The organism is Flavobacterium sp. KH_035 (assembly GCF_057839565.1).
In genome coordinates, this window is the sequence record NZ_CM174492.1 from 771,989 (window position 1) to 796,178 (window position 24,190).

General features: G+C 34.5%; 25 protein-coding genes. 10 read left to right on the forward strand and 15 right to left on the reverse strand.

The genetic code is table 11. The features are described from left to right. Positions 1-28: 28 nt before the first annotated feature. From AC3IS6_RS03445 to AC3IS6_RS03480, 8 genes are all read left to right on the forward strand, one after another. Complete coding sequence (locus AC3IS6_RS03445) at positions 29-475, forward strand: type IV pilin protein (protein WP_395343365.1); 447 nt, start codon at positions 29-31, stop codon at positions 473-475. Between the two features lie 485 nt (positions 476-960). Continuing rightward, positions 961-2,364: a GspE/PulE family protein gene (locus AC3IS6_RS03450; protein WP_489163568.1), complete on the forward strand. Its 1,404-nt coding sequence runs from the start codon at positions 961-963 to the stop codon at positions 2,362-2,364. A gap of 4 nt (positions 2,365-2,368) precedes the next feature. Next, entirely contained in the window at positions 2,369-4,273 is a 1,905-nt protein-coding gene (locus AC3IS6_RS03455) for a type II secretion system protein GspD (protein WP_489163570.1), read from the forward strand. Next, positions 4,273-5,460: a hypothetical protein gene (locus AC3IS6_RS03460; RefSeq protein WP_489163572.1), complete on the forward strand. Its 1,188-nt coding sequence runs from the start codon at positions 4,273-4,275 to the stop codon at positions 5,458-5,460. Before AC3IS6_RS03455 ends, AC3IS6_RS03460 begins: the two co-directional genes overlap by 1 nt. Then, positions 5,453-5,977 carry a hypothetical protein gene (locus AC3IS6_RS03465; protein WP_489163574.1) on the forward strand — a complete coding sequence of 175 codons (525 nt, stop codon included), beginning with the start codon at positions 5,453-5,455 and terminating at the stop codon, positions 5,975-5,977. The genes AC3IS6_RS03460 and AC3IS6_RS03465 overlap by 8 nt, the downstream gene beginning before the upstream one ends. After that, positions 5,961-6,917, forward strand: a complete 957-nt coding sequence (locus AC3IS6_RS03470; protein WP_489163576.1) for a hypothetical protein — start codon at positions 5,961-5,963, stop codon at positions 6,915-6,917. The genes AC3IS6_RS03465 and AC3IS6_RS03470 overlap by 17 nt, the downstream gene beginning before the upstream one ends. Before the next feature lie 4 nt (positions 6,918-6,921). Continuing rightward, positions 6,922-7,434, forward strand: a complete 513-nt coding sequence (locus AC3IS6_RS03475) for a hypothetical protein (protein ID WP_489163578.1) — start codon at positions 6,922-6,924, stop codon at positions 7,432-7,434. A gap of 137 nt (positions 7,435-7,571) precedes the next feature. Then, complete coding sequence (locus AC3IS6_RS03480; RefSeq protein ID WP_173966016.1) at positions 7,572-7,952, forward strand: hypothetical protein; 381 nt, start codon at positions 7,572-7,574, stop codon at positions 7,950-7,952. A 115-nt stretch (positions 7,953-8,067) separates the two neighbouring features. Here the strand turns inward: AC3IS6_RS03480 and AC3IS6_RS03485 are convergent, their stop codons facing one another. Genes AC3IS6_RS03485 through AC3IS6_RS03495 form a run of 3 tightly spaced genes read right to left on the reverse strand, consistent with a single transcriptional unit; the run spans position 8,068 to position 10,896 of the window. Continuing rightward, positions 8,068-9,024, reverse strand: coding sequence for a lipid A deacylase LpxR family protein (locus AC3IS6_RS03485; protein WP_489163580.1), 957 nt, complete (start codon positions 9,022-9,024; stop codon positions 8,068-8,070). Next, a complete protein-coding gene (gene mtgA / locus AC3IS6_RS03490; RefSeq protein WP_489163582.1) occupies positions 9,014-9,784 on the reverse strand; it encodes a monofunctional biosynthetic peptidoglycan transglycosylase in 771 nt (256 codons plus the stop codon). Before mtgA ends, AC3IS6_RS03485 begins: the two co-directional genes overlap by 11 nt. Continuing rightward, on the reverse strand, positions 9,784-10,896 hold the full coding sequence (locus AC3IS6_RS03495) for an NAD(P)/FAD-dependent oxidoreductase (RefSeq protein ID WP_489164909.1): 1,113 nt from the start codon (positions 10,894-10,896) through the stop codon (positions 9,784-9,786). Before AC3IS6_RS03495 ends, mtgA begins: the two co-directional genes overlap by 1 nt. A 315-nt stretch (positions 10,897-11,211) precedes the next feature. On the opposite strand from AC3IS6_RS03495, the gene AC3IS6_RS03500 reads away from it, so the two are divergent. Together AC3IS6_RS03500 and AC3IS6_RS03505 are read left to right on the forward strand one after the other, a co-directional pair. Then, entirely contained in the window at positions 11,212-13,113 is a 1,902-nt protein-coding gene (locus AC3IS6_RS03500) for a S9 family peptidase (protein ID WP_489163584.1), read from the forward strand. Positions 13,114-13,288: 175 nt separating this feature from the next. Then, positions 13,289-15,730 (forward strand): ATP-binding protein, encoded by a 2,442-nt coding sequence (locus tag AC3IS6_RS03505; RefSeq protein WP_489163586.1) that lies wholly within the window; start codon positions 13,289-13,291, stop codon positions 15,728-15,730. On the opposite strand, the gene AC3IS6_RS03510 is transcribed toward AC3IS6_RS03505, so the two are convergent. The 12 genes from AC3IS6_RS03510 to pdxA form a co-directional block, all read right to left on the reverse strand. Beyond that, positions 15,727-17,076 carry a sigma-54-dependent transcriptional regulator gene (locus tag AC3IS6_RS03510; protein ID WP_489163588.1) on the reverse strand — a complete coding sequence of 450 codons (1,350 nt, stop codon included), beginning with the start codon at positions 17,074-17,076 and terminating at the stop codon, positions 15,727-15,729. The genes AC3IS6_RS03505 and AC3IS6_RS03510 overlap by 4 nt on opposite strands. A gap of 128 nt (positions 17,077-17,204) precedes the next feature. Further along, on the reverse strand, positions 17,205-17,501 hold the full coding sequence (locus AC3IS6_RS03515; RefSeq protein ID WP_173966022.1) for a PepSY-like domain-containing protein: 297 nt from the start codon (positions 17,499-17,501) through the stop codon (positions 17,205-17,207). Positions 17,502-17,517: 16 nt separating this feature from the next. Then, a complete protein-coding gene (locus tag AC3IS6_RS03520) occupies positions 17,518-17,814 on the reverse strand; it encodes a hypothetical protein (protein ID WP_489163590.1) in 297 nt (98 codons plus the stop codon). 29 nt (positions 17,815-17,843) lie between these two features. After that, entirely contained in the window at positions 17,844-18,134 is a 291-nt protein-coding gene (locus AC3IS6_RS03525; RefSeq protein ID WP_489163592.1) for a hypothetical protein, read from the reverse strand. A 29-nt stretch (positions 18,135-18,163) separates the two neighbouring features. Beyond that, the gene (locus AC3IS6_RS03530) at positions 18,164-18,460 is read right to left on the reverse strand and encodes a hypothetical protein (RefSeq protein ID WP_489163594.1); all 297 of its coding nucleotides are present in this window, start codon (positions 18,458-18,460) and stop codon (positions 18,164-18,166) included. A 73-nt stretch (positions 18,461-18,533) separates the two neighbouring features. Then, positions 18,534-18,830 (reverse strand): hypothetical protein, encoded by a 297-nt coding sequence (locus AC3IS6_RS03535; RefSeq protein ID WP_173966026.1) that lies wholly within the window; start codon positions 18,828-18,830, stop codon positions 18,534-18,536. Positions 18,831-19,125: 295 nt separating this feature from the next. After that, positions 19,126-20,475, reverse strand: coding sequence for an acetyl-CoA carboxylase biotin carboxylase subunit (accC, locus tag AC3IS6_RS03540; protein WP_173966027.1), 1,350 nt, complete (start codon positions 20,473-20,475; stop codon positions 19,126-19,128). Positions 20,476-20,559: 84 nt separating this feature from the next. Further along, positions 20,560-21,048, reverse strand: coding sequence for an acetyl-CoA carboxylase biotin carboxyl carrier protein (gene accB, locus AC3IS6_RS03545; protein WP_173966028.1), 489 nt, complete (start codon positions 21,046-21,048; stop codon positions 20,560-20,562). Positions 21,049-21,071: 23 nt separating this feature from the next. Beyond that, a complete protein-coding gene (locus AC3IS6_RS03550) occupies positions 21,072-22,070 on the reverse strand; it encodes a beta-ketoacyl-ACP synthase III (RefSeq protein WP_173966029.1) in 999 nt (332 codons plus the stop codon). Between the two features lie 173 nt (positions 22,071-22,243). Continuing rightward, positions 22,244-22,438 (reverse strand): 50S ribosomal protein L32, encoded by a 195-nt coding sequence (gene rpmF, locus AC3IS6_RS03555; protein WP_007137315.1) that lies wholly within the window; start codon positions 22,436-22,438, stop codon positions 22,244-22,246. Positions 22,439-22,447: 9 nt separating this feature from the next. Beyond that, on the reverse strand, positions 22,448-22,999 hold the full coding sequence (locus AC3IS6_RS03560) for a YceD family protein (RefSeq protein ID WP_173966030.1): 552 nt from the start codon (positions 22,997-22,999) through the stop codon (positions 22,448-22,450). Between the two features lie 106 nt (positions 23,000-23,105). Continuing rightward, positions 23,106-24,155 carry a 4-hydroxythreonine-4-phosphate dehydrogenase PdxA gene (gene pdxA, locus AC3IS6_RS03565; protein ID WP_489163597.1) on the reverse strand — a complete coding sequence of 350 codons (1,050 nt, stop codon included), beginning with the start codon at positions 24,153-24,155 and terminating at the stop codon, positions 23,106-23,108. Positions 24,156-24,190: the final 35 nt, after the last annotated feature.

The window sequence follows — 24,190 nt, forward strand, 5'->3', positions numbered from 1 at the left end:
CGCCAAATTAACATATTTTAATAAATAAATGCATACAAACAAGTCAAATAAGATAAAAACACTATTAAGAAATAGTAAAAAAGCTACGGTTAAAGCATATTCATTAACAGAAATTTTAATTGTACTATGCATCATTGGAATATTACTGTTAATGGTACTACCCAATCAAACTTCTGTAATTGGTCAGGCAAAAGCGATAGAAGCCCAAGCTATGCTGAATCAGGTGTATGGTTTAGAGAAAAGTTATTTCTACAGACACTCAAAATACTCTAATAGTCTTGAAGAACTGGGGTTTGAGCAAGAGCAAACTGTAGACGAAGGAGGACAAGCCGTATATAAAATTGAAATTATCGACGCATCTAATGATTCCTTTATTGCAAGAGCAACTGCAACCTCTGATTTAGATGGAGATGGCAGTTTTAATACCTGGGAAATCGACAGTAAAAAGATGTTAACTGAAGTAACAAAAGAATAAATTTGAAAATAGCTTTACTCTTTTTGTTATTGGCTTTAATACTTGTGTTTTTCCAGGACTGGAAATACAGACGTATTCACGTACTGTTACCATTCGGTATTTTTATTGTTTCTGGCTATATCACCTTTTCTAATCCTTTAGGTCTGAAAAACGTCGCTCTAAACGTGGCCTTTTTTCTGGTTACATTAAGTATCCTTGTGCTTTACATGAGCATAAAAAACAAGGGGTTTTTAAATCCTTTTAAGCACTATTTCGGATTTGGTGACTTACTCTTTTATATCGCGATTACTCCCTTGTTCATTTTACCAAATTTTATTTTATTCTTTATCCTTTCAATGATCTTTGCACTTCTTTTACAAACTAGTCTTAAGAGATTCATAAACGTAAATACTGTCCCCTTGGCAGGATTTGCTGCATTGTTTTTATGCATTGTTCTGATAAAAGATTTCTGCTCTTTTTATCAAAAAATCACTTTAATATAAATCATGCAGGATATTATCGTTCTTTCCGAAAACCAACATATCGTATCAAGCGATTTGGCCAATCAATATCGTATTCTTCCTAAATCTGTTTCAGAAAACACATTGGAATTGTACATCGATGAATCTTTTAAAAACAATGACGCCAAAGAAGAACTGGAGCTTTTTTTAGGAAAAAACATTACTTTCAGCCCTGTCGAATCCTATGAAATAGAAAAAGCACTTTCTATTTACTATCGCAAGGAACGATTGACTAGCTCAAATAAATCTTTAAATTTTGACAGAGGTGATTTTTTAGAGAATTTACTCGAAGAAGCAAAATCGCTAAAATGCAGTGATATCCACTTTGAAGTTTACGAAAGTTCTTCCAGAATAAGATTTAGAATTGACGGACAATTAATTGAACGTTATAAAATAGAACGTGAAAATTACCTTGAGATCGTTAATAAAATAAAGATAAAAGCCAAACTTAATATCACCGAAAAAAGACTGCCACAAGACGGAAGAATCACCAATGAAGCTTTCGACATAAGGGTATCCATATTACCAACTCTTTTTGGCGAAAAAATAGTAATGCGTTTATTAGGCCAGGATGCTTCAAACATTGATTTAAGCACGCTAGGTCTACAGGAAGAAGAACTGGAGCATTATCTTGAAGCCGTAAAAAAACCAAACGGAATCATATTAATTAGCGGCCCAACCGGTTCGGGAAAAACAACAACCTTGTATGCCACCTTACGATTACTAAATGATAGCAGAAGAAACATTGTAACTGTAGAAGATCCGATAGAGTACACACTAAAAGGAATTAATCAGGTACAATTAAAAGAAGACATCGGTTTAACTTTTTCATCGGCTTTAAAATCATTTTTAAGACAAGACCCTGACGTAATTATGCTAGGAGAAATCAGGGATTCTGAAACCGCCTTAATGGCCATCAGAGCCTCCTTAACCGGACATCTGGTACTGTCTACAATTCATACCAATTCAGCAATAGGAACAATCTCCAGACTGATTGACATGGGAGTACCCTCCTACTTAATAGCCGAAACTCTAAACCTGTCAGTCGCACAGCGTTTGATTAGAAAATTATGCAATCACTGTAAGAAGGAAGTTCCTTGTACTAAAAAAGACTTCCCTCTCAACTATCAATTTCCTTATGAGATCAAATCTTACTACAAATCCGTTGGTTGTAATCAATGCTTTCATACCGGATATAAAGGAAGAACGGCCATATATGAAGTGTTAACCATTGACTCATTAATTGCCGAAGCGATAAAAAACAATACCGTTGCCAAATTATTTAGTAACGATGAAAACTATAAATCATTATCAGAAAAAGCTTTTGACATCCTGGCCGAAGGAGACACAGCTTTAGAAGAAATATACTCTATTTTAATTAACTTATAAATAAATGTTTAAAAAATTAGGTTACGTAATTGTTCTACTATTCATAACCAATAGTAGTATTGCACAACAAGATATCAACGAGCTAAGCAAACAATTTGATGCCATTTCAGTGCAAAAAAAAGGTCTGAATGAATCCATTAAAATAGATGTTTCAGGATTAACACTACACGATTTCATTTCTTCTATTGCCGAAGAACATCAGTTGAATATCGATGTAGATACTGAATTAAATCAGCCTGTATCGAATAACTTCTTTGATGTAACCGTAAAAGACGTATTTATACATCTGGTTCAGAAATACGATCTGGAAGTTACTTTTATGAACAATATTATAATTTTCAAAAAAAGAAAAGCGGTAACCGTTGTCGAAAAAAAACGACCAAAAGTAATTGATGTAACCTACAATAGTCAAAATGATTTTCTATCTGTAAAAGTAGAAAACGATACCTTGTCAGCTGTCGCAAAAACCATCATTGACAAATCGGGTAAAAACTTAATTCTGGCTACGGAAGTTAAAAATCTACGTATTTCTGCCTATATTCTGAATCGCCCATTTGATCAGGTGATAGAAATGATGTCTAAGTCAAATGATCTAATCGCGACCAAAGATGATAACGGCTTTTATTTTATAGAAAAAAATAAAGATGCAGCCGTTTCCTTAAGCAGTACCGGTCAAAAAACAAAGCAGCCTAAAGCAAGTAACGGATTACCCGGATACTATGACGTCAATTTAAACAAAAACGGACTTTTATCTGTAAAGGCCTACATGGCTGATGCCACCGATTTATTAACAGAAGCAGCAGAAAAATTGCACATTAATTACTTCCTATACAATAAACCGGAAAATGAAAAAACAACACTTTCGGCAGATAATATTACTTTCGACGAACTGTTAATGCACATTTTCAAAGGAAAAAAATACACCTATAAAAAACAAGATAGTTTATATCTGATCGGAGAAGAAGCAACCGAAGGCCTAAGAGCTACAGAAATAATTCAGTTAGAAAACAGATCTATCGAATTAGTACTTCCTTCCTTACCAAAAATATTCGCAGAAAAGCTTGAGATCAAAGAATTTGTTGAATTAAACGCCTTAGTTGCGTCGGGATCCAAATCAATTCTTGAAGAATTAAAACTATACATCAAGCAAATTGACAAAGTAGTACCTATGGTACAAATAGAAGTAATTATTGCGCAGTACAACAAAGGACACGATGTACAAACCGGAATGAAAGCCGGCTTGGACAAAATCAACAAACAGACAACAGGAGGAACTATTTTTCCAACAACAGATGTAAATATAAATTCTACTTCTGTAAATAGTTTAATAGACGCTTTTAATGGCTTCGGAATTTTTAAGCTTGGAAAAGTAACTGAAGCCTTCTATATGAACCTGAAATTATTGGAAAACAATTCTATTGTAAAAGTAGAATCCACTCCAAAAATTGCCACAATAAGCGGTCACGAAGCAAAACTGTCTATCGGAGAAACAAGTTACTATTTTGAACAAAGCAACCGTTTAATAAACAGTAACATTGGAAATGACATTTTAAACTCAGGTACATGGAAATCAACAGATGCTAATTTAAGCCTCTCCATAAAACCTTTTGTATCTATTGATGAAAATGTGACACTTACCATAACTGTAGAAAAAAGTTCCTTCTTAGGGAGAGCCGGAGAAACTGCTCCTCCAGGAAAAGCTACACAAAAATTTGAATCCTTAGTTCGTGTTAAAAACAGTGAGATGATTTTACTGGGAGGTTTAGATGAATTAAAAAGAGAAGATTCCGGATCAGGAACACCTTTATTGTCCAGAATACCAATTATTAAATGGTTTTTCAGTAGTAGAAAAAAAGCAAAAACCAACTCAAAATTGCACATTTTTATTAAACCAACCGTGGTATATTAATGATTACGTTTTTATCTAAAATAATAAAGCTAAACAATTTACATGTAATTGGAATCATTAAAAAAGATAATGAGGAGACTTACAATGTCCTGACCGTAAAGAAGAAAGGAAATAAAATTGATATTATAAGAACTGTTTCTTTTGATTCTTTTGAAAAAATTGCACGAAACATTGACCTAAAAATTCCCGTAATTTTAGCTATAGACGGTCAGGGAATTTTAAATAAAGAAATTAATTTTAATGATGAAAGCGATGTCAACTGGTATAAAAACATTGATTTTGAATCCATCTATCATACAAGTCTAGTTGGCCAAAGCAGTAGCTTTATAAGCTTTTGCCGAAAAAATATCATTCAGGAAACAACTGAAAAATTTCTTAAAAAGGGTTTTCAGCTTGCCGACGTATACGTTGGTGCTTTTTTATCAGCTCTCCTTTACAATGCAATCCAAAAAGACTCTATTATTTCCAATGATTTAGTTTTGGAGTTCAACAATGGTAAACTAGCCGGTTTTACGAAACAACCAGAAATTTCAAACACCGAAAAATACACCATTGGAAAGGAAACAATATCGAGTAAATATATTTCGCTTTACGGAATTATCGTTCACTTCTTTCTGCAGCCAAAAGAAGTTTCGAAAACCAAAAACGAAGCCTTAAACATTGAGGAAATTATATACAAAAAAGCATTCAATATCCTGGGAATTTCAATGCTTGCAGGATTTTTAACCAGTTTACTAATAAGTTATTTGCTTATACAATATTATGGATCAAAAAATGCAGAGCTAAATCTTCAAAATGTATACTCAAATCAATCTTACCAACTTATACTTGATTTAGAAAAACAAAAAGAAAAAAAACAACAGCTTTTAAAAGAATCAGGCTTTCTGTCTGCAAAATTCCTTTCTTTTTACAGCTACGAAATAATCAAAGGAATACCACACGATATCTCTTTGACTAACTTAAATATAATTCCGGTCGAAAAAGAAATAAAGGCAACCCAAAAAATAAGCTTTGAGCCAAAATCTATTATAATAAAAGGCGAAACTTTTAATGAATCTTCCTTTAATGATTGGATGGAAGGTTTAAAAAAAATGAAATGGCTTAAGAATTTTGAAATTATAAGCTTTAAAAAAGACAAAAAAAACAAATCTCAATTTGAGATAAAAATTATCCTTAAAGATGTTTGAAAAATATTCCTATAAAAAGAAATTTACAGTATTGGTTATTGTCTTTTTTATGCTTTTAATCACAGCATATAAAAGATCGTTTCATACTTTATTTCAGGTAATCAATGAATATAAAGCATTATCTATAAAAACAAATGACATCAATAAAAAAGCCAATAATACTGATAAACTGACAAAAGAGATTAATTACTTAGATCGTGTTATCGGTAAAGAAGGAATTACAAAAGAAATGGTTCAGCAAGGAATAATTACTTTCGCCTCGACCGAAAACCCAACAGTTTCAATTCATGATCTACAACCTACTCATGTATTCGCTGACGAAAACTACCGAATCATAAGCAATCAGCTTGACGTAACCGGCACTTGCAACCAACTGCTAACATTAGGATATGATTTTGAGAAAAAATTTGATTATTCGAGAATTGTCAGCCTGAATTTTTATACAACAAAAAAAAGTAATACTTCTCAAGTCTTACACCTAAAAATGATCTTTCAAAACTATGAAAACAACAAATAAAATTATACTACTTCTTTTAGCCATCTTAGTAATTTCCTGTGAAGATATATTTGAAGAAGACATTTCTGATGATAAAGTCGAAACAATTTCACCAAAAGACAGCACAACTATTGAAAGCAATGTCATTAATTTTCAATGGAATACTCTTGATGGAGCAAAAAAGTATCGTCTGCAGGTACTAAATGAGAACAAAACTATTGTACTAGACTCTTTGGTGAGTAAAACAAGTTTAAATTGTCCCTTACTAGCCGGAAAATATCAATGGCAAGTTAGAGGAGAGAACTTTGCTTACGAATCGAAATACTCAAATCCTTTAACTTTTTCTATGGTTGTCTCTAATGATTTATCAAACCAGCAGGTTGTTTTGTCAAGTCCGGATAACAATAGCTACAAAAACAATTCAAACATAACGCTAAAATGGCAAAAGCTGGCAGCAGCTACCAGTTACAGTGTTCAGGTACTGAACACCACAACAGGCGAATCTGTATATACTGCCGAAAACATAACCGAAACCTCAGTCGTATTAAACAACAGTACAATTACAAAAGATGCCAACTACCAATGGAAAATCAGAGGTGTAAACAGCACAAGTCAAACAGCACAATTCTCTTCACGAAATTTCATGATTGATACCGTTGTTCCCAATTTACCGCAAAATAGTCTGCCTGCAAATAATTCAGCTGTTACCAATAATGTTTCAACTACCTATACCTGGATTTCGCCAACAGACACGGGTGTCGTTCAGTCTCCTCTTTTGCATACTATTGAATTTTCGACTAGCAACACTTTTTCAACAATCCTTTTCAAAACAGATAATGCAACTACATCTTACAAGCATACTTTTACCGTAATTGGAGATTACTACTGGAGAATCAAAACTACAGATACCGCAGGAAATGTTACCGCATATAGTGCTCCATTTAAATTTTCAGTAATTTAAAAAAATGATGAAAAAAAAAATAAATATTATCTTAATACTAGTAGTCTTAGGATTATGGGGATCTGTATTTTACAGAACCCTTAACCAATACTTTTTTTCAAAAGAAATAGCAATTAGTTCTACACAAACCTCCGGTAAACTACAATTAAATCAAATTAACAAAGATACTTTTGCATTGCAAACGTTATCCAGAGACCCTTTTCTTAATAAGCAGACACAAATAGTTGTTTCTTCTCCTGTGAAACAAACTTCAAATAGTAATACCTCTTCAATCAAGAAAGCAGACAATGCAACATACACAAAGCCTAAACAAATAATAGCCTGGCCATCTATTTCATACCACGGTTACATTAAGGACTCACGTGGCGAAATGGTCATCATTAAAATCAATCAAAAAATGTTTCGTTTAAGAAAAGATGCGCTGGTTGAGGGCCTTATCATAAAGAAAATTTCGAGTGATTCTTTAGAAGTTGATTTTAATAAAGAAAAGAAAACAATAAAAAGGTTTAAAGTGTAAGTCCCCTTGTATATAGGTCTAACGATTTTATAAAGACGGAAACCAGACCTATAAATAAAAGTTAAATGTATCAGAAGAAGAGAGTCCGGAATTGTTTTTGTTAGGTTTAGGTAATACCACTTTTAAGTACCAAAAAAATGAGAAATTTAATTTTACTACTGAGCCTTATTTTTATTACTTCTTGTTCGTCAAGTGACGAAGATACACAGGGAGTTTTTCATTCTCCTTCCTGGATACAGGGGACCTGGAAAGATAATACAACCGGAGCTACTTTAACTTTCACAAAAAATGATATCAAATATAATTTGAACGGAAGTACCTATTCTTTCAGTAAAAATCAGATTAAAACATCAACAAATCGAATATTTCCACAGCAAATAGCGAAAACCGATGATCTATATATTGTAGATTTTGGTCAGGGTCTTGAGGGCTCTTTAATCAGATTTAACTTTTTGAAAAAAACGGATAATACAATAGAGTCAAAAGGGCATTTACCCGGCAACTATATCCGGCAATAAATCCAGATAAGGCAAGTAAACAACACAAAATGCACCACCTAATAACAATAGTACAAAGACAAAACTTTGCGCCTTAGCGTCTTTGCGAACCAAAAACATCCGCAACTCAAAAAAACTAATTCAACAAATACCCAAATCGAATCGACCCGTAAAAATACCCCGAATTGGTATTGATATCCGGATCTTTTAATTCTCTGCCTCGGTACATAAACGAATACGACATATTGAAGTTATTGTGGCGTAATTTTATACCCGCCTCAGCATTGAAACGAAGTGGTTCCAAATCAAATGTCAACGGACTGGTATTGCTAAACATACTGCCTTCGATTGTAGCATCATAAAACTGGTAATTGACACTTGGCATCGCATAGAAATAAAATTCACGAACATCATATTGCAATACATTGCTTACAGAAGCGTCATGCAAATTAGAGTCATAAATTGGGCGTAATTTTTTGAAACCAATTCTAGTCAGTAACCCTGTTGAAACACCTGTAAAAATAGTCCCTACATTTGCTTCCGACTGAAAGTGAAGATCGACAAAATCACTATGTTTCGTTGGAAATAGTTTCTTCGAATACATGACATGCGCCTGAACCGCCAATGCATTGTGCAGCTGATTGTCCCAGCCAAACACATTCTTGTAACCAATAAGATGGTGAAAACTTTCCTGAGTTTCCCTGCCAAGCGCATTGGGTCCCATAAAACCGAGCTGAAAATCTGTTTTTAAAACCGATTCGCTTTTATAGAAAAAACTTCGTCCCGCTTCGGCAAAAAGATAACCGGTAAAAGGGCGGTCATTAATAGTAACTGCCCCTTCGTTTATAAATCTCGGATTGTAAATATACTGTCCGATACGAAATTCAGTGATTTTCTTGCTGATTTTTTCGTTATTATTTTTGGATAAAAAACGATAGAAAAGCTCAATACCATTGGTGTAGTACATATCGTTTTTAGACGAAGTATACAAATCGTTATCTGTAATTAACCCAATTTCTGTGGTTTTTGTCTGTGCAAAACTCAAAACTGTTGTCAACAACAAACATAGAAAAAAAGCTTTTTTACTTCGCATTGTAATTTATTTTCCCAACCGAACGCATTTCACGAACAATTCGTTCTTTTCTTCGGTTGATATAACTGGAAGATCCTGTCGCTTTAAACTTTCTTGGATTTGGCAATATTGCTGCAATTCCTGCAGCCTGCATAGGTGTTAGACTCGAGGCATCACGACGGTACCAATGTTCGGTTGCAGCATAAGCACCGTAAACCCCATCCCCCATTTCGATGCTGTTCAGATACACTTCCATAATACGTTCCTTACCCCAGATCAATTCAATCAAAACGGTAAAATAAGCTTCCAGTCCTTTACGCAGATAACTTTTGCCCTGCCATAAAAATACATTCTTGGCAGTTTGCTGTGAGATGGTACTTCCTCCACGAATTCTGCGTCCGCGTTCATTACTTTTATAGGCCTTTTGCAGTGCTTTGAAATCAAAGCCATTGTGCTTTAAAAACGTTCCGTCTTCGCTGGCGATAACTGCTTTTTGCAGATTCATTGAAATTTTATCGATTGGCTCCCAGTCGTGATCAAAATAAACTTCTTTACCAGCCATTTTGTTCTCGATAGCACGAATGATCATTAATGGCGTAAAAGGCACGGGCACATATTTAAAAAATACCACCGACGCAATTGAGATTCCGAAGAACCATAAAAATAATTTGATGAAAAACCATTTTACTTTTTCACCAAAAGTTCGATTGCCTTTTTTAGCTCCCGGCTTTGGTTTAGTTGTGTTCGTTTTTTTTGGTAACGGTTTTTTGGTTGCTGCCATTATATTAAATCTGCTAATTCTGTTCCTATTAAGCTTCCAATTGCTACTCCCATTCCGCCTAATCGAACGCCACAGAACACGTTTTCAGACAATTGAGTAACAACAGGGTTTTTACTATTTCCGATTCCCATGATTCCGCTCCAACGATGGGCTATCTGGAAATCCTGATTCGGTAAAATTACATTTTTAAGTAAATCTTCCAATTTATTTTGTACAATTTTAGTCTGACCAAATTCTGTTGTAGTTTCGGTCTCAAAATCAAGATTTCGTCCGCCTCCAAGCAAAATTCGATCACCAATATTTCTGAAATAATAATACCCTCTATCGAGATGAAAAGTACCTTTGATTGCTAAGTTTGCGATGGGTTCCGTAATTAAAACCTGTGCTCTGGCAGGCTTTACTGCTCCTTTTGTTAGTTTATTTGCAAAACCATTGGTTGCAAAAAGTACTTTTTGGGATTTAAAGCTAAAATTTTCCAGTACAAGTTCAACCTGACTTCCAAGATCAGAATAAGCGGTAAGAGTTTGCTGGTTCAAGATCAATATATTCTCCGAAACAGCTTGTCGCAACAATTCCTGCATCATATTTCCGGTATCTATTTGCGCTTCAAACGGATTAAAAATTAAATCGTTCTGAATATTTCCAAACCCAAACCGGTCCGTTTCTTTAGTAAAAACATCAGCTTTGAAAAGCGGCCTTAAAATTTCATTGACAAAAGACAGTCTCGAAATACTTGCTTCAAAATTAAGTTCATCTTCTTTTAAAAACACTTCATATCCTCCGTAAGGTTTAAAGTCTATCGCGGCATCACCGAGTCTTTTCCGCAGCAATTGCAAACCCTTCCATCTTTTTTCGACAAGCTGAATCACCTCTTCTTCTGAATGTGTTTTGAGATCTTCCATAATTTCCGAAAGACTACCAAAACAAGCAAAACCAGCATTTTTGGTACTTGCGCCCTGAGGCAACATTCCTTTTTCCAATACCAGAATTTTTGCTACCGGAAACCTTTCGCGTAAGCGTAATGCGGCATGTAAGCCTACAATTCCACTTCCAACAATAGTATAATCAACATTTGTAAACCAATTTTTAAGCTCCCAATAACTTAGTTCCATCATAAAATAATAAATTCCAATTAGTTAAAATCCAAATCCCAATTTAGGAAATAAATTTAAGATAGAAATTTCTATTTTTAAAAATCCAATTCTTCAAAATTCCAAAACGCGTATTAAAGTTTTCCGCCACGAATTCACGAATTTTTTATTCTTTAAAGATTCCCAAAAATAATTCGTGAATTCGTGCCTTATAGAAGTTCACAGTAAGGTTTAAAACTCAACGCCATAAACTTTAACAATTTTTGGAATTTGGAATTTAGCTAATTTGGAATTTAATTGTTGTATTTTTAGCCCACGAAAAATTAGAATTTTATTATGAAAAAAGTATTATTTACAACCTTAATAATGATGAGTTTAAACGCTATCGGACAGAATGTAATGTCTCCGGAATTGTTATGGAAATTAGGACGAGTAAGCGCACTTGGGCTTTCGAAAGATGCGAAAAATGTTGTTTTTAAGGTTTCGACCCCTTCTATTGAAGAAAACAAATCGTCTTCTAAATTTTACATCATTCCTGTAAATGGTGGAAATGCTACCGAAATCAAAGACACCAAAGAAGTCTTGGCTGACAAAAACGTTTCGCCTGACGGAAAATTTTTAGTGTACAACGAGGAGGTAAAATTAGAAAAAGTTTTAGGTAAAGATTTTTATCCAAAACTGGATAAATCAGATGCTCAGATTTATGACGGATTGGACTATCGTCATTGGGATACCTGGAATGAAGGTAAATTCAACCACGTTTTTTACAAAGAAAACAAAGAAGGTGCAGCCGGAATTGACATCCTGAAAGGTGAAAACTTTGATTCTCCGCAAAAACCTTTTGGTGGTGACGAAGATTACATCTGGTCTCCTGACGGAAAAAGCATCTTATATGTATGCAAGAAAAAAGCAGGAACTCAATATGCAATTTCTACTAATACGGATATTTACGAATACAACTTAGAGACTCAGAAAACGATAAACAGAACCGAAGGTAATTTAGGTTACGATACAGCTCCACAGTTTTCTCCAACAGGAAATCTAACGTGGCTGCAAATGAAACGTGACGGTTACGAAGCCGATAAAAACGATCTTATTGTTGAATTTAAAGGTATCAAAACAAACCTTACAGCAAACTGGGATGGGACTGTAGATAATTTCATCTGGAGTAAAGACGGTAAAAACGTGTTTTTTGTAGCTCCGGTTGATGGTACAAAACAGCTTTTTTCTGTTAATTTCCCGGGATTAACAAAAATTGCAATTCAGGTTCGTCAATTGACTAATGGAGATTTTGATGTGAATGATTTAGTAGGTTTTGCTGGTGACGACATTATCGTAACCAGAAACGATATGAATCACGCTCCGGAAATTTATTCTTTTAACTTAAAGAAAAATATCTGGAAACAGATCTCAAATGTAAATACAGAAACTTACAAAACATTAGCGCTTAGCAAAACGGAAAAACGTTATGTAACTACTACAGATGGTAAAAAAATGTTGGTTTGGGTAATTTTACCTCCAAATTTTGATGCTACAAAAAAATACCCAACTTTATTATTCTGTCAGGGAGGGCCTCAAAGTGCCTTGACACAATCGTATTCTTTCCGTTGGAATTTTTCATTAATGGCAGCAAAAGGTTATGTGGTTGTAGCACCAAACCGTCGCGGAATGCCGGGTCATGGTGTTGAATGGAACGAGCAAATCAGTAAAGACTGGGGCGGACAGGTTATGGACGATTACCTGTCAGCAATCGACGATGTTTCTAAAGAAAATTATGTAGACAAATCCCGTTTAGGCTGTGTAGGTGCCAGCTACGGAGGATATTCTGTATTCTATTTAGCCGGAATTCACAAAAACCGTTTCAAAACTTTTATCGCTCATGATGGTGTTTTCAATACCGTGAGTATGTTAGGAACTACCGAAGAGGTTTTCTTTAACAACTGGGATTTTGGTGGTCCTTATTGGGAGAAAGACAATGCTGCAGCTCAAAAATCTTATACTGTCTTTAACCCTGCAACTTTGGTTCAAAACTGGAACAAACCTATTTTAATTTTCCAGGGTGGAAAAGATTTCCGTGTGCCAATCGGACAAGGACAAGAAGCTTTTCAAGCGGCTCAATTAAGAGGGATCAAAAGTAGATTTGTGTATTTCCCTGATGAAAATCACTGGGTTTTACATCCGCAAAATGCTCAGGTTTGGCAAGGTGAATTTTTCAAATGGCTGAACGAAACGCTTTAAATCGAAATACTTAAAATAAAAAATAGCCGCAGGTACTAAAATCTGCGGCTATTTTGTTTTTCAAATCTTTTAATTATATAAAACATTAGCATTATTTTATATTTATAAAACCGAAATTTTAAATAAATTGCGGTTGTTTCCCCAATAAACTTCCTAAAACTTATAACACTACCAAATGGAGAGTAAAAAAAGTTACATGCCGATAAAAGTACTCTTCAGTTATATTGCTTTACTGGGATTGGTTGTCACCGTAGGATGGTTCCTCTATTCTGAAAATGTGGTTTACAACAAACTGGAAAATAAAATTGCTTTTGAAAAGACCAAAATACTAAAAGTAAGCAAACTATTTTCAAATGTATATAAAACCGAAAGTTTAGCGAGAAAAACCATTCAAACCAATTCGGAGGAAGATTTCAAAAGCTACCTTACCGAAACCGACTCTTTGAAATCCAGAATCGATACCTTAAAACAAATTGTTACTACGCAATATCAAAAAACACTATTAGACAGCGTTACCTATTTATTGTCAGAAAAGACAAAAAACATCAGACAATTAAAAACCATAAAAAATAAAGCCGACGATGAAGTTTCAGTTAATACAGCAATCGATGAAATTACCAAAATGGAGTTTAAACTCCGTAAATTAGAACTTCAGGATTTTAATAAAAACCCAAATCAATTGGGGAGTTATCAGCGAAATGTACTTCAAAAATATGTAGACTATCTCAATCAGAATATTCCCGATGATAGTACCAACACCTTAAGCAAACAAGCCTCGGATTCCATTCTGGCCAATTCGAAAAAACTGCTAAGCAATGTAAAACTGAAAGCCGAAAAGAAAAAAGAATCACTGAATTTTGAAGAGAACAAATTACTAAAAAATGAAATTGCCATTTCAGATCAGCTTCGAAAAGTACTTCGGATTATCGAAAGGGAAATCATCATCAATTCGATAAAAAACAACTCTTTAAAAGAAAAATCACTTAAAAAAGTGAATGAAATTGTAACAGCTTCGGCCATTATTGGTTTGGTTTTGACACTGTTCTTCTCGATTTTAATTGTAAGCGATTATTCTAAATCGCAGGTTTATAAAAAGAAACTCGAGATCGCCAATTTCAAAACAAAGAACCTGCTCAAAAGCCGCGAACAGTTAATCTCAACAGTGAGTCACGATTTAAAAACACCTTTGAGTACGATCGTAGGATATTCGGAACTTCTGGGGAACTCTGACGTGAACACCAAGCAGTCTTATTTCATCAAAAACATTAAAAATTCTTCTGAATACATTACGCAGCTGGTTCAGGATTTACTGGATTTTTCTCAGATCGAAGCCGGAAAAATTACCATTGAAAAAGTCCCATTTCTATTACCGGAAATAATCGATGAAGTCGCCAAAAGTATCCAAACCGTATACAAGCAAAAAAACATCGATCTTATTATTAATATCGACGACAAACTGAATACCCGTATTATAGGTGATCCTTTCAGATTAAAGCAAATTTTAAGTAATATTATCGGAAATGCTTATAAATTCACCGAAGAAGGTTTTATAAAAATCAGTGTATACGTTACTGAAAACAATGACTTTTTCATTGTTTCAATTCAGGATTCAGGAATTGGAATCGAAAAGGGAAATCAGAAATTAGTTTTTGAAGAATTTGCACAAGCAAATGAAAGTATCGAAAAAAAATATGGCGGAACCGGTTTAGGATTATCCATCTGCCAGAAAATAATTTCGATTTTGGGCGGAACCTTAAACCTTGAAAGCACTTTTGGAAAAGGAAGTACTTTTCAAATTCAGCTTCCTTTATTATTTGATGCCAGTCAAAACGCGGCTATCGAAGAAAAACAACCCATTATCCTGAACACCCAAAAACAGACATTTATTGTTCTTGACGACGACATCAATCTTCTAAACTTAACAAGTGGTGTTTTAAGACAGGAAAAACACCAGGTATTTTCTTTTAACAGCGCCCAAAAAGCTTTAGAAGCAATTGAGAGCACCCCTTTCGATTTTATCATTACTGACATACAAATGCCAGAGATGGACGGTTTTATGTTCTTGGAAAAACTAAAAAATAGCGGTTACCCGACTTTTAAAAACCAACCTGTAATTGCTTTAACCGGAAGAACTGATCTGGATGCTACGGTTTACACCGAAGCCGGTTTTACTACGGTAATTCAAAAACCATATTCACCTAAAATACTACTGGAGACGATTCATCTTATTCTGGAACATGACACATTACCAAATGTGGATATCAACAAGAACGAAGAGACTGTTAGTTCAGAATTGTATGCTCTTGACACTCTGAAAGAGTTTTTAGGCAATGATGAGGAAGCACTGAAAGAAATTCTGAAAGCGTTTATCGAAAACAGTTCTCAAAATCTGAACGCTTTAGAAAATGCTATTGAAGAAAAAAATACGGACGAAATTAACTCGATTGCACATCGAATGGCTCCTATGTTCAAACAAATTCAAACACGCGAAATAGGCGAAATTTTAAGGGTTCTGGAAAGCAAGAATCTTGACATATTGGAGGCAAAAGGCATTTTTAATACTTTGAAATCAAAAACAGATCTGCTTTTTAATGCCTTACGTCAGGAAATAGTTTAATCGATGTTATAGTGCTTTAATTTATTATAAAGCGTTTTTCTCGTAATCTTAAGCAATTTAGCCGCCTCCGATTTATTATTCTGTGCTTTTGAAAGTGCCTGAATGATGGCTTCTTTTTCATTTTCAGATAACGAAAAACTACCACCTGAGTTCGTCTCTTTCTGTATTTGGAAAAACTCTACAGGCAACACATCACTTTCGATAAATTCACCTTTAGACAGCAATGTCGAACGTTTGACACAATTTTGTAATTCGCGTAAATTTCCGGGCCAGTTGTAATTCTGAAAAATGGCAACCACTTCTGGTGAAAAACCAATAACCTCTTTGTTCAGCTGTTGATTTGCTTTTTCCAAAAAATAATCAGCAAATACCATCAGATCTTCATCTCTTTCTTTTAAAGATGGTGACAGTATCGAAAACTCGTTGATTCTATGGTATAAATCTTCTCTAAAATCGCCGTTTTTTACTGCTTCGCGCAAATCTTCGTTTGTAGCAGTAATAATGCGTATATCGACGTTTATTTCTTTATTACTTCCAACGGGCTTAATTTTTCGTTCCTGAAGCGCACGCAGCAATTGAATTTGGTTTTCATAAGACAGATTCCCTATTTCATCCAAAAAAAGAGTTCCGCCATTGGCTGCTTCAAAATAACCCATTTTATCACTGATCGCTCCGGTGAAAGATCCTTTTAAATGCCCAAAGAATTCACTTGCTGCCAGTTCTTTTGGAATAGCACCACAATCGACCGCAATAAAATTGTTGTTTTTTCTTAAACTTTGCTGGTGAATACTTTTAGCAATGATTTCTTTTCCAGTTCCGCTTTCTCCTATAATTAAAACCGACATATCCGTTGGGCTTACCAATTGAATATGATCCAGTAGTTTTTTAGAAGCTACAGAAATTCCTTTTACAAATTCGTTTTCACTAGAAGTTTGTTTCTTCACCACTTTCTTCTCCTTTACAGGAATCTCTTCTATTTCGGTTTCTGAAGTTTTTAAGGCATTTGTAATCACCAGTAAAACTTCATCGGGATTGAAGGGTTTTGAAATATAATCGGCTGCACCATTTTTTATAGCTTTCACAGCAGTATTAACATCCGAATAGCCTGTCATTAAAATTACAGGAACCTGAGGATATGTAGTTTTGATTTCCGTCATTAGTCCAATACCATCAGAATCAGGCAAACGAAGGTCTGTTAAAATCAAATCGAAAGATTCTTTTTTGATCGCAATTCTGGCTTCGGCAGCCGAAAAAGCAATAGTTACATCGTACGCTTTTTTGATTAGAAATTTTTCTAATAATTTACAGAACGAAATATCATCTTCTATCAGTAATATCTTTGGCATTTGCTTTTGAGGACTTTTTTGCTAAAATAATACTAATAAAATTGTCTTTTCACAAAATTATGTAAAAAAAAAGAGATTGCTTATCGCAATCTCTTTTTCACCAAAAACATAAATCTAAATTCACCTAATTATATCTTCAACCAGTTGCCATTGACATCTGAAAAAACAGTAGCCTTTTGGTCACCAACTGATATCTCAAGTTTGTATTCTTTTTTCTCGTTTACTGCTGCCTTCACCAGTTTAGCACCCGGATAAGCGGTTTGCAATGCTGTTTTTACAGCGGCAGGTACAGCATCTGCACTAACTTCTGTATATTCTGTCTGAACAGAAACAGTTATTTTTTCTAATTTTGGAGTGGTCACTTTATAAGCATAAATTGACATACTACCTAAAACTATTGCTGCTGATAAGATTAACTTTTTCATAGTGCTTTCTTTTTAATTATTTTTTAAGAATGTTCCCGGAAGCATCTGTAAATACAGTGTACTTTTTATCTCCGGTTGAGATCTCCAGTTTGTACTCGTCCTTTTCGTTTTTATACGCTTTTTCAAGTTTCGTATTTGGAAAAGATTTTTCGATTGTCGATTTTACTGCTGCAGGAACTGCATCTACACCAATCTCTTTGTATTCATCCTGAACAATTACAGATTGAATACCTAATGTTTGCATTACCGGACTTGCTGCCTGAACTGACAAACCTCCCAGAACAATTGCTGCTGATAAGATTAACTTTTTCATAATAAATGGTTTTTATGGGTTACTAATAGTTATTTTTTAAGAATGTTTCCCGAAGCATCTGTATAAACTACAGATTTTTCACCTCTAACGGTTATTTCTATTTTATACTCTTTCTTTGCATTTACATAGGCTTTATCCAGTTTCACACCCAGATAAGCATTGTCTAACGCAGTTTTAATTGCAGCCGGAACGGCATCAACTTCTTTATATTCGTCCTGAACGCTTGCAGTTTGTATCATTGAACTTTTCGCAGTTACATTTCCTGCCTGCATTGACAAACCACCTAATAAGATAGCTGCCGATAAGATTAACTTTTTCATAATGATCCTTTTTTAGAGTTCTTTATTAATTATTTTTTGATCCAGCTTCCGTCTGCATTTGCAAAAAGAGAGCCTACTTTGTCACCTACAGTAACATCAAGTTTATACTCTGTTTTTGCGTTTTTGGATGCTTTTGAAAGTATTGCATCCGGATACGCTTTTTTAAGAGCTTCGATTACAGCAGCAGGAACTTCTTCTACTTTAATTTCAGTGTACTCATCCTGGATAACTACTGTTTTTACGATTGTATTTGATATTGGTGAAGTTGAAGCAAATGATGTTAAACCTCCCAAAACGATTGCGGCTGATAGAAATAAATTTTTCATAGTGTGTATATTTTAGTACTCTTAATTTTATTTTGGTATTCTTAACTTGAATAAACATAAGAGCTTTTTTAAATTATTTTTTGATCCAGGTTCCGTCTGCATTAGCAAAAAGATTACCTACCTTTTCTCCTACAGTAACGTCTAGTTTGTACTCTGATTTTTCGTTTTTATATGCTTTTGTAACTACTGCACTTGGGTATGCTTTTTTCAAAGCTTCTGTAATAGGAGCAGGTAATTCTTCTAATTTGATCTCTGTATATTCGTCTGCAACAGAAACCGTTTTAACGATAGTGCTTGCTATTGGAGCGTTTGATGCAAATGATGTTAAACCTCCTAAAACAATTGCGGCTGATAGAAATAAATTTTTCATAATGTGTATATTTTAAATTATTAATAGTTGTTTACGCTTTAGATAATGAAATTATTATGCCGTAACGAAAACGTTGTATCTACATTCGCTTAAATCCTTATTTTTAAAGGGATTAAACCATTTGTGCCAGAATTTAAGATTTACAAAAAGTGTGTAACTCGGGCAAAACATGTATAAAAAATACACACCAGAAGTGTTTACTTCACTAAAAAACAAGCCCGATAGATTCTTAAAACCTATCGGGCTTACCATTTGGTAAAATAAAAAAGGCCGTCGAAATCGACAGCCTTCAGTTTTATTCCTCTATAGGTTTCATTTTAAATGTATCCATAAAAGCAGTAGTATAATCTCCTGCAATATATCTTGGGTCATCCATTAATTGTCTATGGAATGGTATTGTAGTTTTGATTCCTTCGATAACAAATTCATCCAAAGCTCTTCGCATTTTGCTTATTGCTTCTTCACGAGATTGTGCAGTTGTAATTAACTTAGCAATCATCGAATCATAGTTTGGTGGAATTGTATATCCAGAATAAACGTGAGTATCTAAACGTACTCCGTGTCCTCCTGGCATGTGAAGTGTAGTAATTTTCCCTGGTGAAGGACGAAAATCATTATAAGGATCTTCAGCATTAATACGACATTCGATAGCATGTAATTCCGGTAAGTAGTTTTTTCCTGAAATTGGAATTCCTGCCGCTACCATAATTTGCTCACGAATTAAATCGTAGTCAATTACTTGTTCTGTAATTGGGTGCTCTACCTGAATACGGGTATTCATTTCCATGAAATAGAAGTTTCTGTGTTTATCCACTAAAAACTCTACTGTTCCAGCTCCTTCGTACTTAATGAATTCTGCCGCTTTTACAGCAGCTTCTCCCATTGCTGTACGCAATTCGTCTGTCATGAATGGTGAAGGTGTTTCTTCGGTTAGTTTTTGGTGACGACGTTGTACCGAACAGTCTCTTTCAGAAAGGTGACATGCTTTTCCGTATGAATCTCCAACAACCTGAATTTCGATATGACGTGGCTCTTCGATAAGTTTCTCCATGTACATTCCGTCATTCCCAAATGCAGCGGCAGCTTCCTGACGTGCACTTTCCCATGCTTTCAATAATTCATCTTCTTTCCATACAGCACGCATTCCTTTTCCACCACCACCGGCAGTAGCTTTAAGCATTACCGGATAACCAAATTCTTTAGCTAATTTTTGTGTTTGCTCGAAAGATTCTAATAACCCGTCAGAACCTGGTACACATGGAACTCCTGCTGCTTTCATTGTAGCTTTAGCAGAAGCTTTATCTCCCATTCTATCAATCATTTCAGGAGCTGCACCAATAAATTTGATTCCGTGTTCCTGACAAATTTTTGAGAATTTAGCATTCTCAGAAAGAAAACCATATCCTGGATGTATTGCGTCTGCGTTAGTAATTTCGGCAGCAGCAATAATATTTGACATTTTCAAATACGATAAGTTACTTGGAGGGGGACCAATACAAACCGCTTCATCAGCAAACTTAACATGTAAACTTTCTGCATCGGCTGTAGAGTAAACTGCTACAGTTTTGATTCCCATTTCTTTACATGTACGAATTACACGAAGTGCAATTTCTCCTCTATTTGCAATTAATATTTTTTTAAACATCTTATTTATATTAAAAATTACAAATTCCAATCTCCAAATTCCAACAATTGGATTTTGTGATTTCTCTATTGGAATTTTTAAAAACTATGATGGATCAACTAAGAATAAAGGTTGGTCAAATTCTACAGGAGACATATCGTCAACAAGAATTTTTACAATTTTACCTGAAACTTCTGATTCGATTTCATTGAATAATTTCATTGCTTCAATTACACAAAGAACATCACCTTTTGCGATAGTGCTTCCAACTTCAGTAAATACTGGTTTGTCTGGAGATGGTTTTCTGTAAAAAGTTCCAATAATTGGAGATTTAATAGTAATGAATTTAGAATCTTCAACAGCAGCAGGCGCCTCTGCATTTACATTTACAACTACCGGAGCTGTTTGTTGAGGAGCAACTGCTTGCGGCAATGCAGCCTGAGCTGGCAATTGTTGTACATAAGTAGCTTCAGTTACATTTGTTTCTAAAGTTGTTCTGATCGTGATTTTCACGTCATCCATTTCCAACTTTACTTCTGCAACTCCCGAATTTGCTACAAATTTGATTAGGTTTTGAATTTCTTTTAAATCCATAATGATTCGTTTTTAGTTTTGATTTATTTTTTATCGTATGCCCATTTTAGGTAAATAGATCCCCAAGTGAATCCTCCACCAAACGCGGCAAAAATAATATTATCTCCTTTTTTAAGCAAGTGTTCAAAGTCGCTTAATACTAATGGTAATGTAGCTGAAGTGGTATTACCATATCTTTCAATGTTCATCAATACTTTTGATTCTTCAAGATTCATTCTGCTTGCAGTAGCATCGATGATACGTTTGTTTGCCTGATGTGGTACTAACCAGTTTACGTCTTGATTGGTAAGATTGTTTCTTTGCAAAATCAATTCGCTGGCATCGGCCATATTTGTTACAGCATATTTAAAAACGGTTTTTCCGTCCTGAATAATATTGTGCTGTTTATTTTTTACGGTCTCTTCTGTAGTTGGTGTTAGAGAACCTCCGGCAGAAATTTTAAGAAAATCGCGTCCTACACCGTCGCTTCTTAAGTATTCATCTTGTAAGCCTAAGCCTTCATAATTGGGTTCGAATAAAACGGCTCCCGCTCCGTCACCAAAAATAATACAAGTTGCTCTGTCTGTATAATCTACAATTGACGACATTTTATCGGCACCAATTAATAGTACTTTTTTGTATCTTCCTGACTGCACATAAGCTGCAGCGGTTGACATTCCGTATAAGAAACTTGAACATGCCGCTTGCAAATCGTAAGCAAATGCATTGGTAGCTCCAATTTCTGTTGCAACATAAACTCCGGTAGAGGCTACCGGCATATCTGCTGTAGCTGTTGCCATTATAATCATATCAATCTCTAACGGATCGATATTAGCTTTTGCTATTAAATCCTGTGCTGCTTTTATAGCAAGAAACGATGTTCCTTTATCAGCATCTTTTAAAATCCTTCTCTCTTTAATTCCGGTACGAGTAGTAATCCATTCGTCATTAGTTTCGACCATCGTTTCCAATACCTTGTTCGAAAGTACAAAGTCGGGAACGTAAGCTCCGACAGCGGTAATTGCGGCTGTGATTTTATTCATTATATTCTATTATTTCGTTTCAAATACAGTGTATTTGAAAAATTTTTAAAAGACTTGAAAATTACAAAAAAAAACGAAATTAATTTGTAGATATTTTCTTAAAAAAAGAAAATTATAACCAACAAAAAAAACTCTCACTATGTGAGAGTTCCAGTATCATTTACAAAAACGTATTAAGCAACCGCTACAGATTTATCGATAACAACTTGCCCTCTGTAATACATTTTACCTTCATGCCAGTAAGCTCTGTGGTATAAATGTGCTTCTCCAGTAATAGGACATGTAGCGATTTGAGCTACAGTAGCTTTATAATGTGTTCTTCTCTTATCTCTTCTTGTTTTCGAGATTTTTCTCTTAGGATGTGCCATTTTACTATATTATTTATCCGTTAATAGTTGCTTTAATTTGTCCCAACGCGGGTCAATATCTTCTTCTTTTTTACTCTCTTCTTTTTCTTCTTTGACTTCTTTTACAGTCAATTCATTTAGTTTCTTCAAGGCGTCAGTTTGTAAACTTCCGTCTTTTACTCCTGGATGAACTCGTTTTAGCGGTACCGAAAGTGCAATCATTTCATAAATGTATTGTGCTACATCTATTTCATGCTCTCCATGCGGCAATATTAGAAGCTCTTCATTATCGTTATTGAATTCATCTCCAAAACGAACAATTAATTTCATTTTACCCTTTAAAGGCAAATCAAAATCTTCGCTTGTCAGATCACATGGCACATTTACCGTCCCTTTGTGTTTGAATTCCAACTCTAACATGTTGCTTTTCTTATCTAAAACTAAACCTACTTTGATATCCGAACTTTGAAATTCGTCGTAATCAAAGTTCGCAAAGAACGTGTTACTTATTTGATACTCAAAATGGTGTTTTCCTAGTTTTAATCCTATGAAAGGAATTAAAAAATCTTTTGTTTTGCTCATTTCAACATCAATTTGACCAATCAGTATCTAAAACTCAGATACCTGAATTGGGGTGCAAAGATATAAAATTATTATAAAACTAATAATCTTATTCACCTTTTTTTGTTTATAACTGTTTTTCTTTTATTTTGAGTGGTTTTTCAGTAATCTCCTCATACTGATTACGCGAGCGAAAAATATCTAATGCTAGATAAACTGCTTCTTTAAACGAGTTGAAATCAGCCATGTCTTTTCCGGCAATATCATAAGCCGTACCGTGGTCTGGCGAGGTTCTCACCCTATTTAAACCCGCTGTATAATTCACCCCTTTTCCAAACGATAATGTTTTAAACGGAATCAATCCCTGATCGTGATAAGTCGCTACAATTGCATCGTATTTTTCATACTGACCGCTTCCAAAAAAACCATCTGCCGAAAATGGACCAAAAACCATCGTACCTTTTTCAAAAATCTTCTTTAATGTTGGTTTCAAAATCAAATCTTCTTCTTTACCAATCACTCCGCCATCACCACTATGCGGATTCAATCCTAAAACGGCTATTTTTGGCTTCACAATACTAAAATCCTGAATCAGAGATTTTCTGATGGTTTCAATTTTTCTAACGATCAACTCTTCTGTCAAATGCGAAGAAACCTCACTCAACGGTACATGATCTGTTAGCAATCCTACTCGCAAATTATCCTGAACCATCATCATTAAAGCATTTCCTTCCAACTCCTGATCTAAATAATCTGTATGTCCCGGAAATTTAAAATCTTCTGATTGAATATTGTATTTATTAATTGGAGCTGTTACCAGAACATCCACCAAACCTTCTTTTAAAGCTTTGGTAGCTGCAACAAATGATTTAATCGCATATTCGCCAATTTTTTCATCATTTTTACCCAGATTAATATCAACTCCTTCTTTCCAAAGATTAAAAACATTGACTTTTCCAGGCAAAACCTGCTCCAACTTGTCTACACCATGAAACTGAACTGAAGATGTAAAACTCTTCTTAACAAAAGAAAGTATTTTGGCGTTTGCAAAAATAACTGGCGTACACATCTCCAACATGCGGGAATCTTCGAATGTTTTCAATATAACTTCGCTTCCAATACCGTTTAAATCTCCAATTGAAATTCCAACAATTATATTTTCTGCTTTTTTATTCATGAGCTCAGGTTATTTATTACTAATTTTGATGTGCA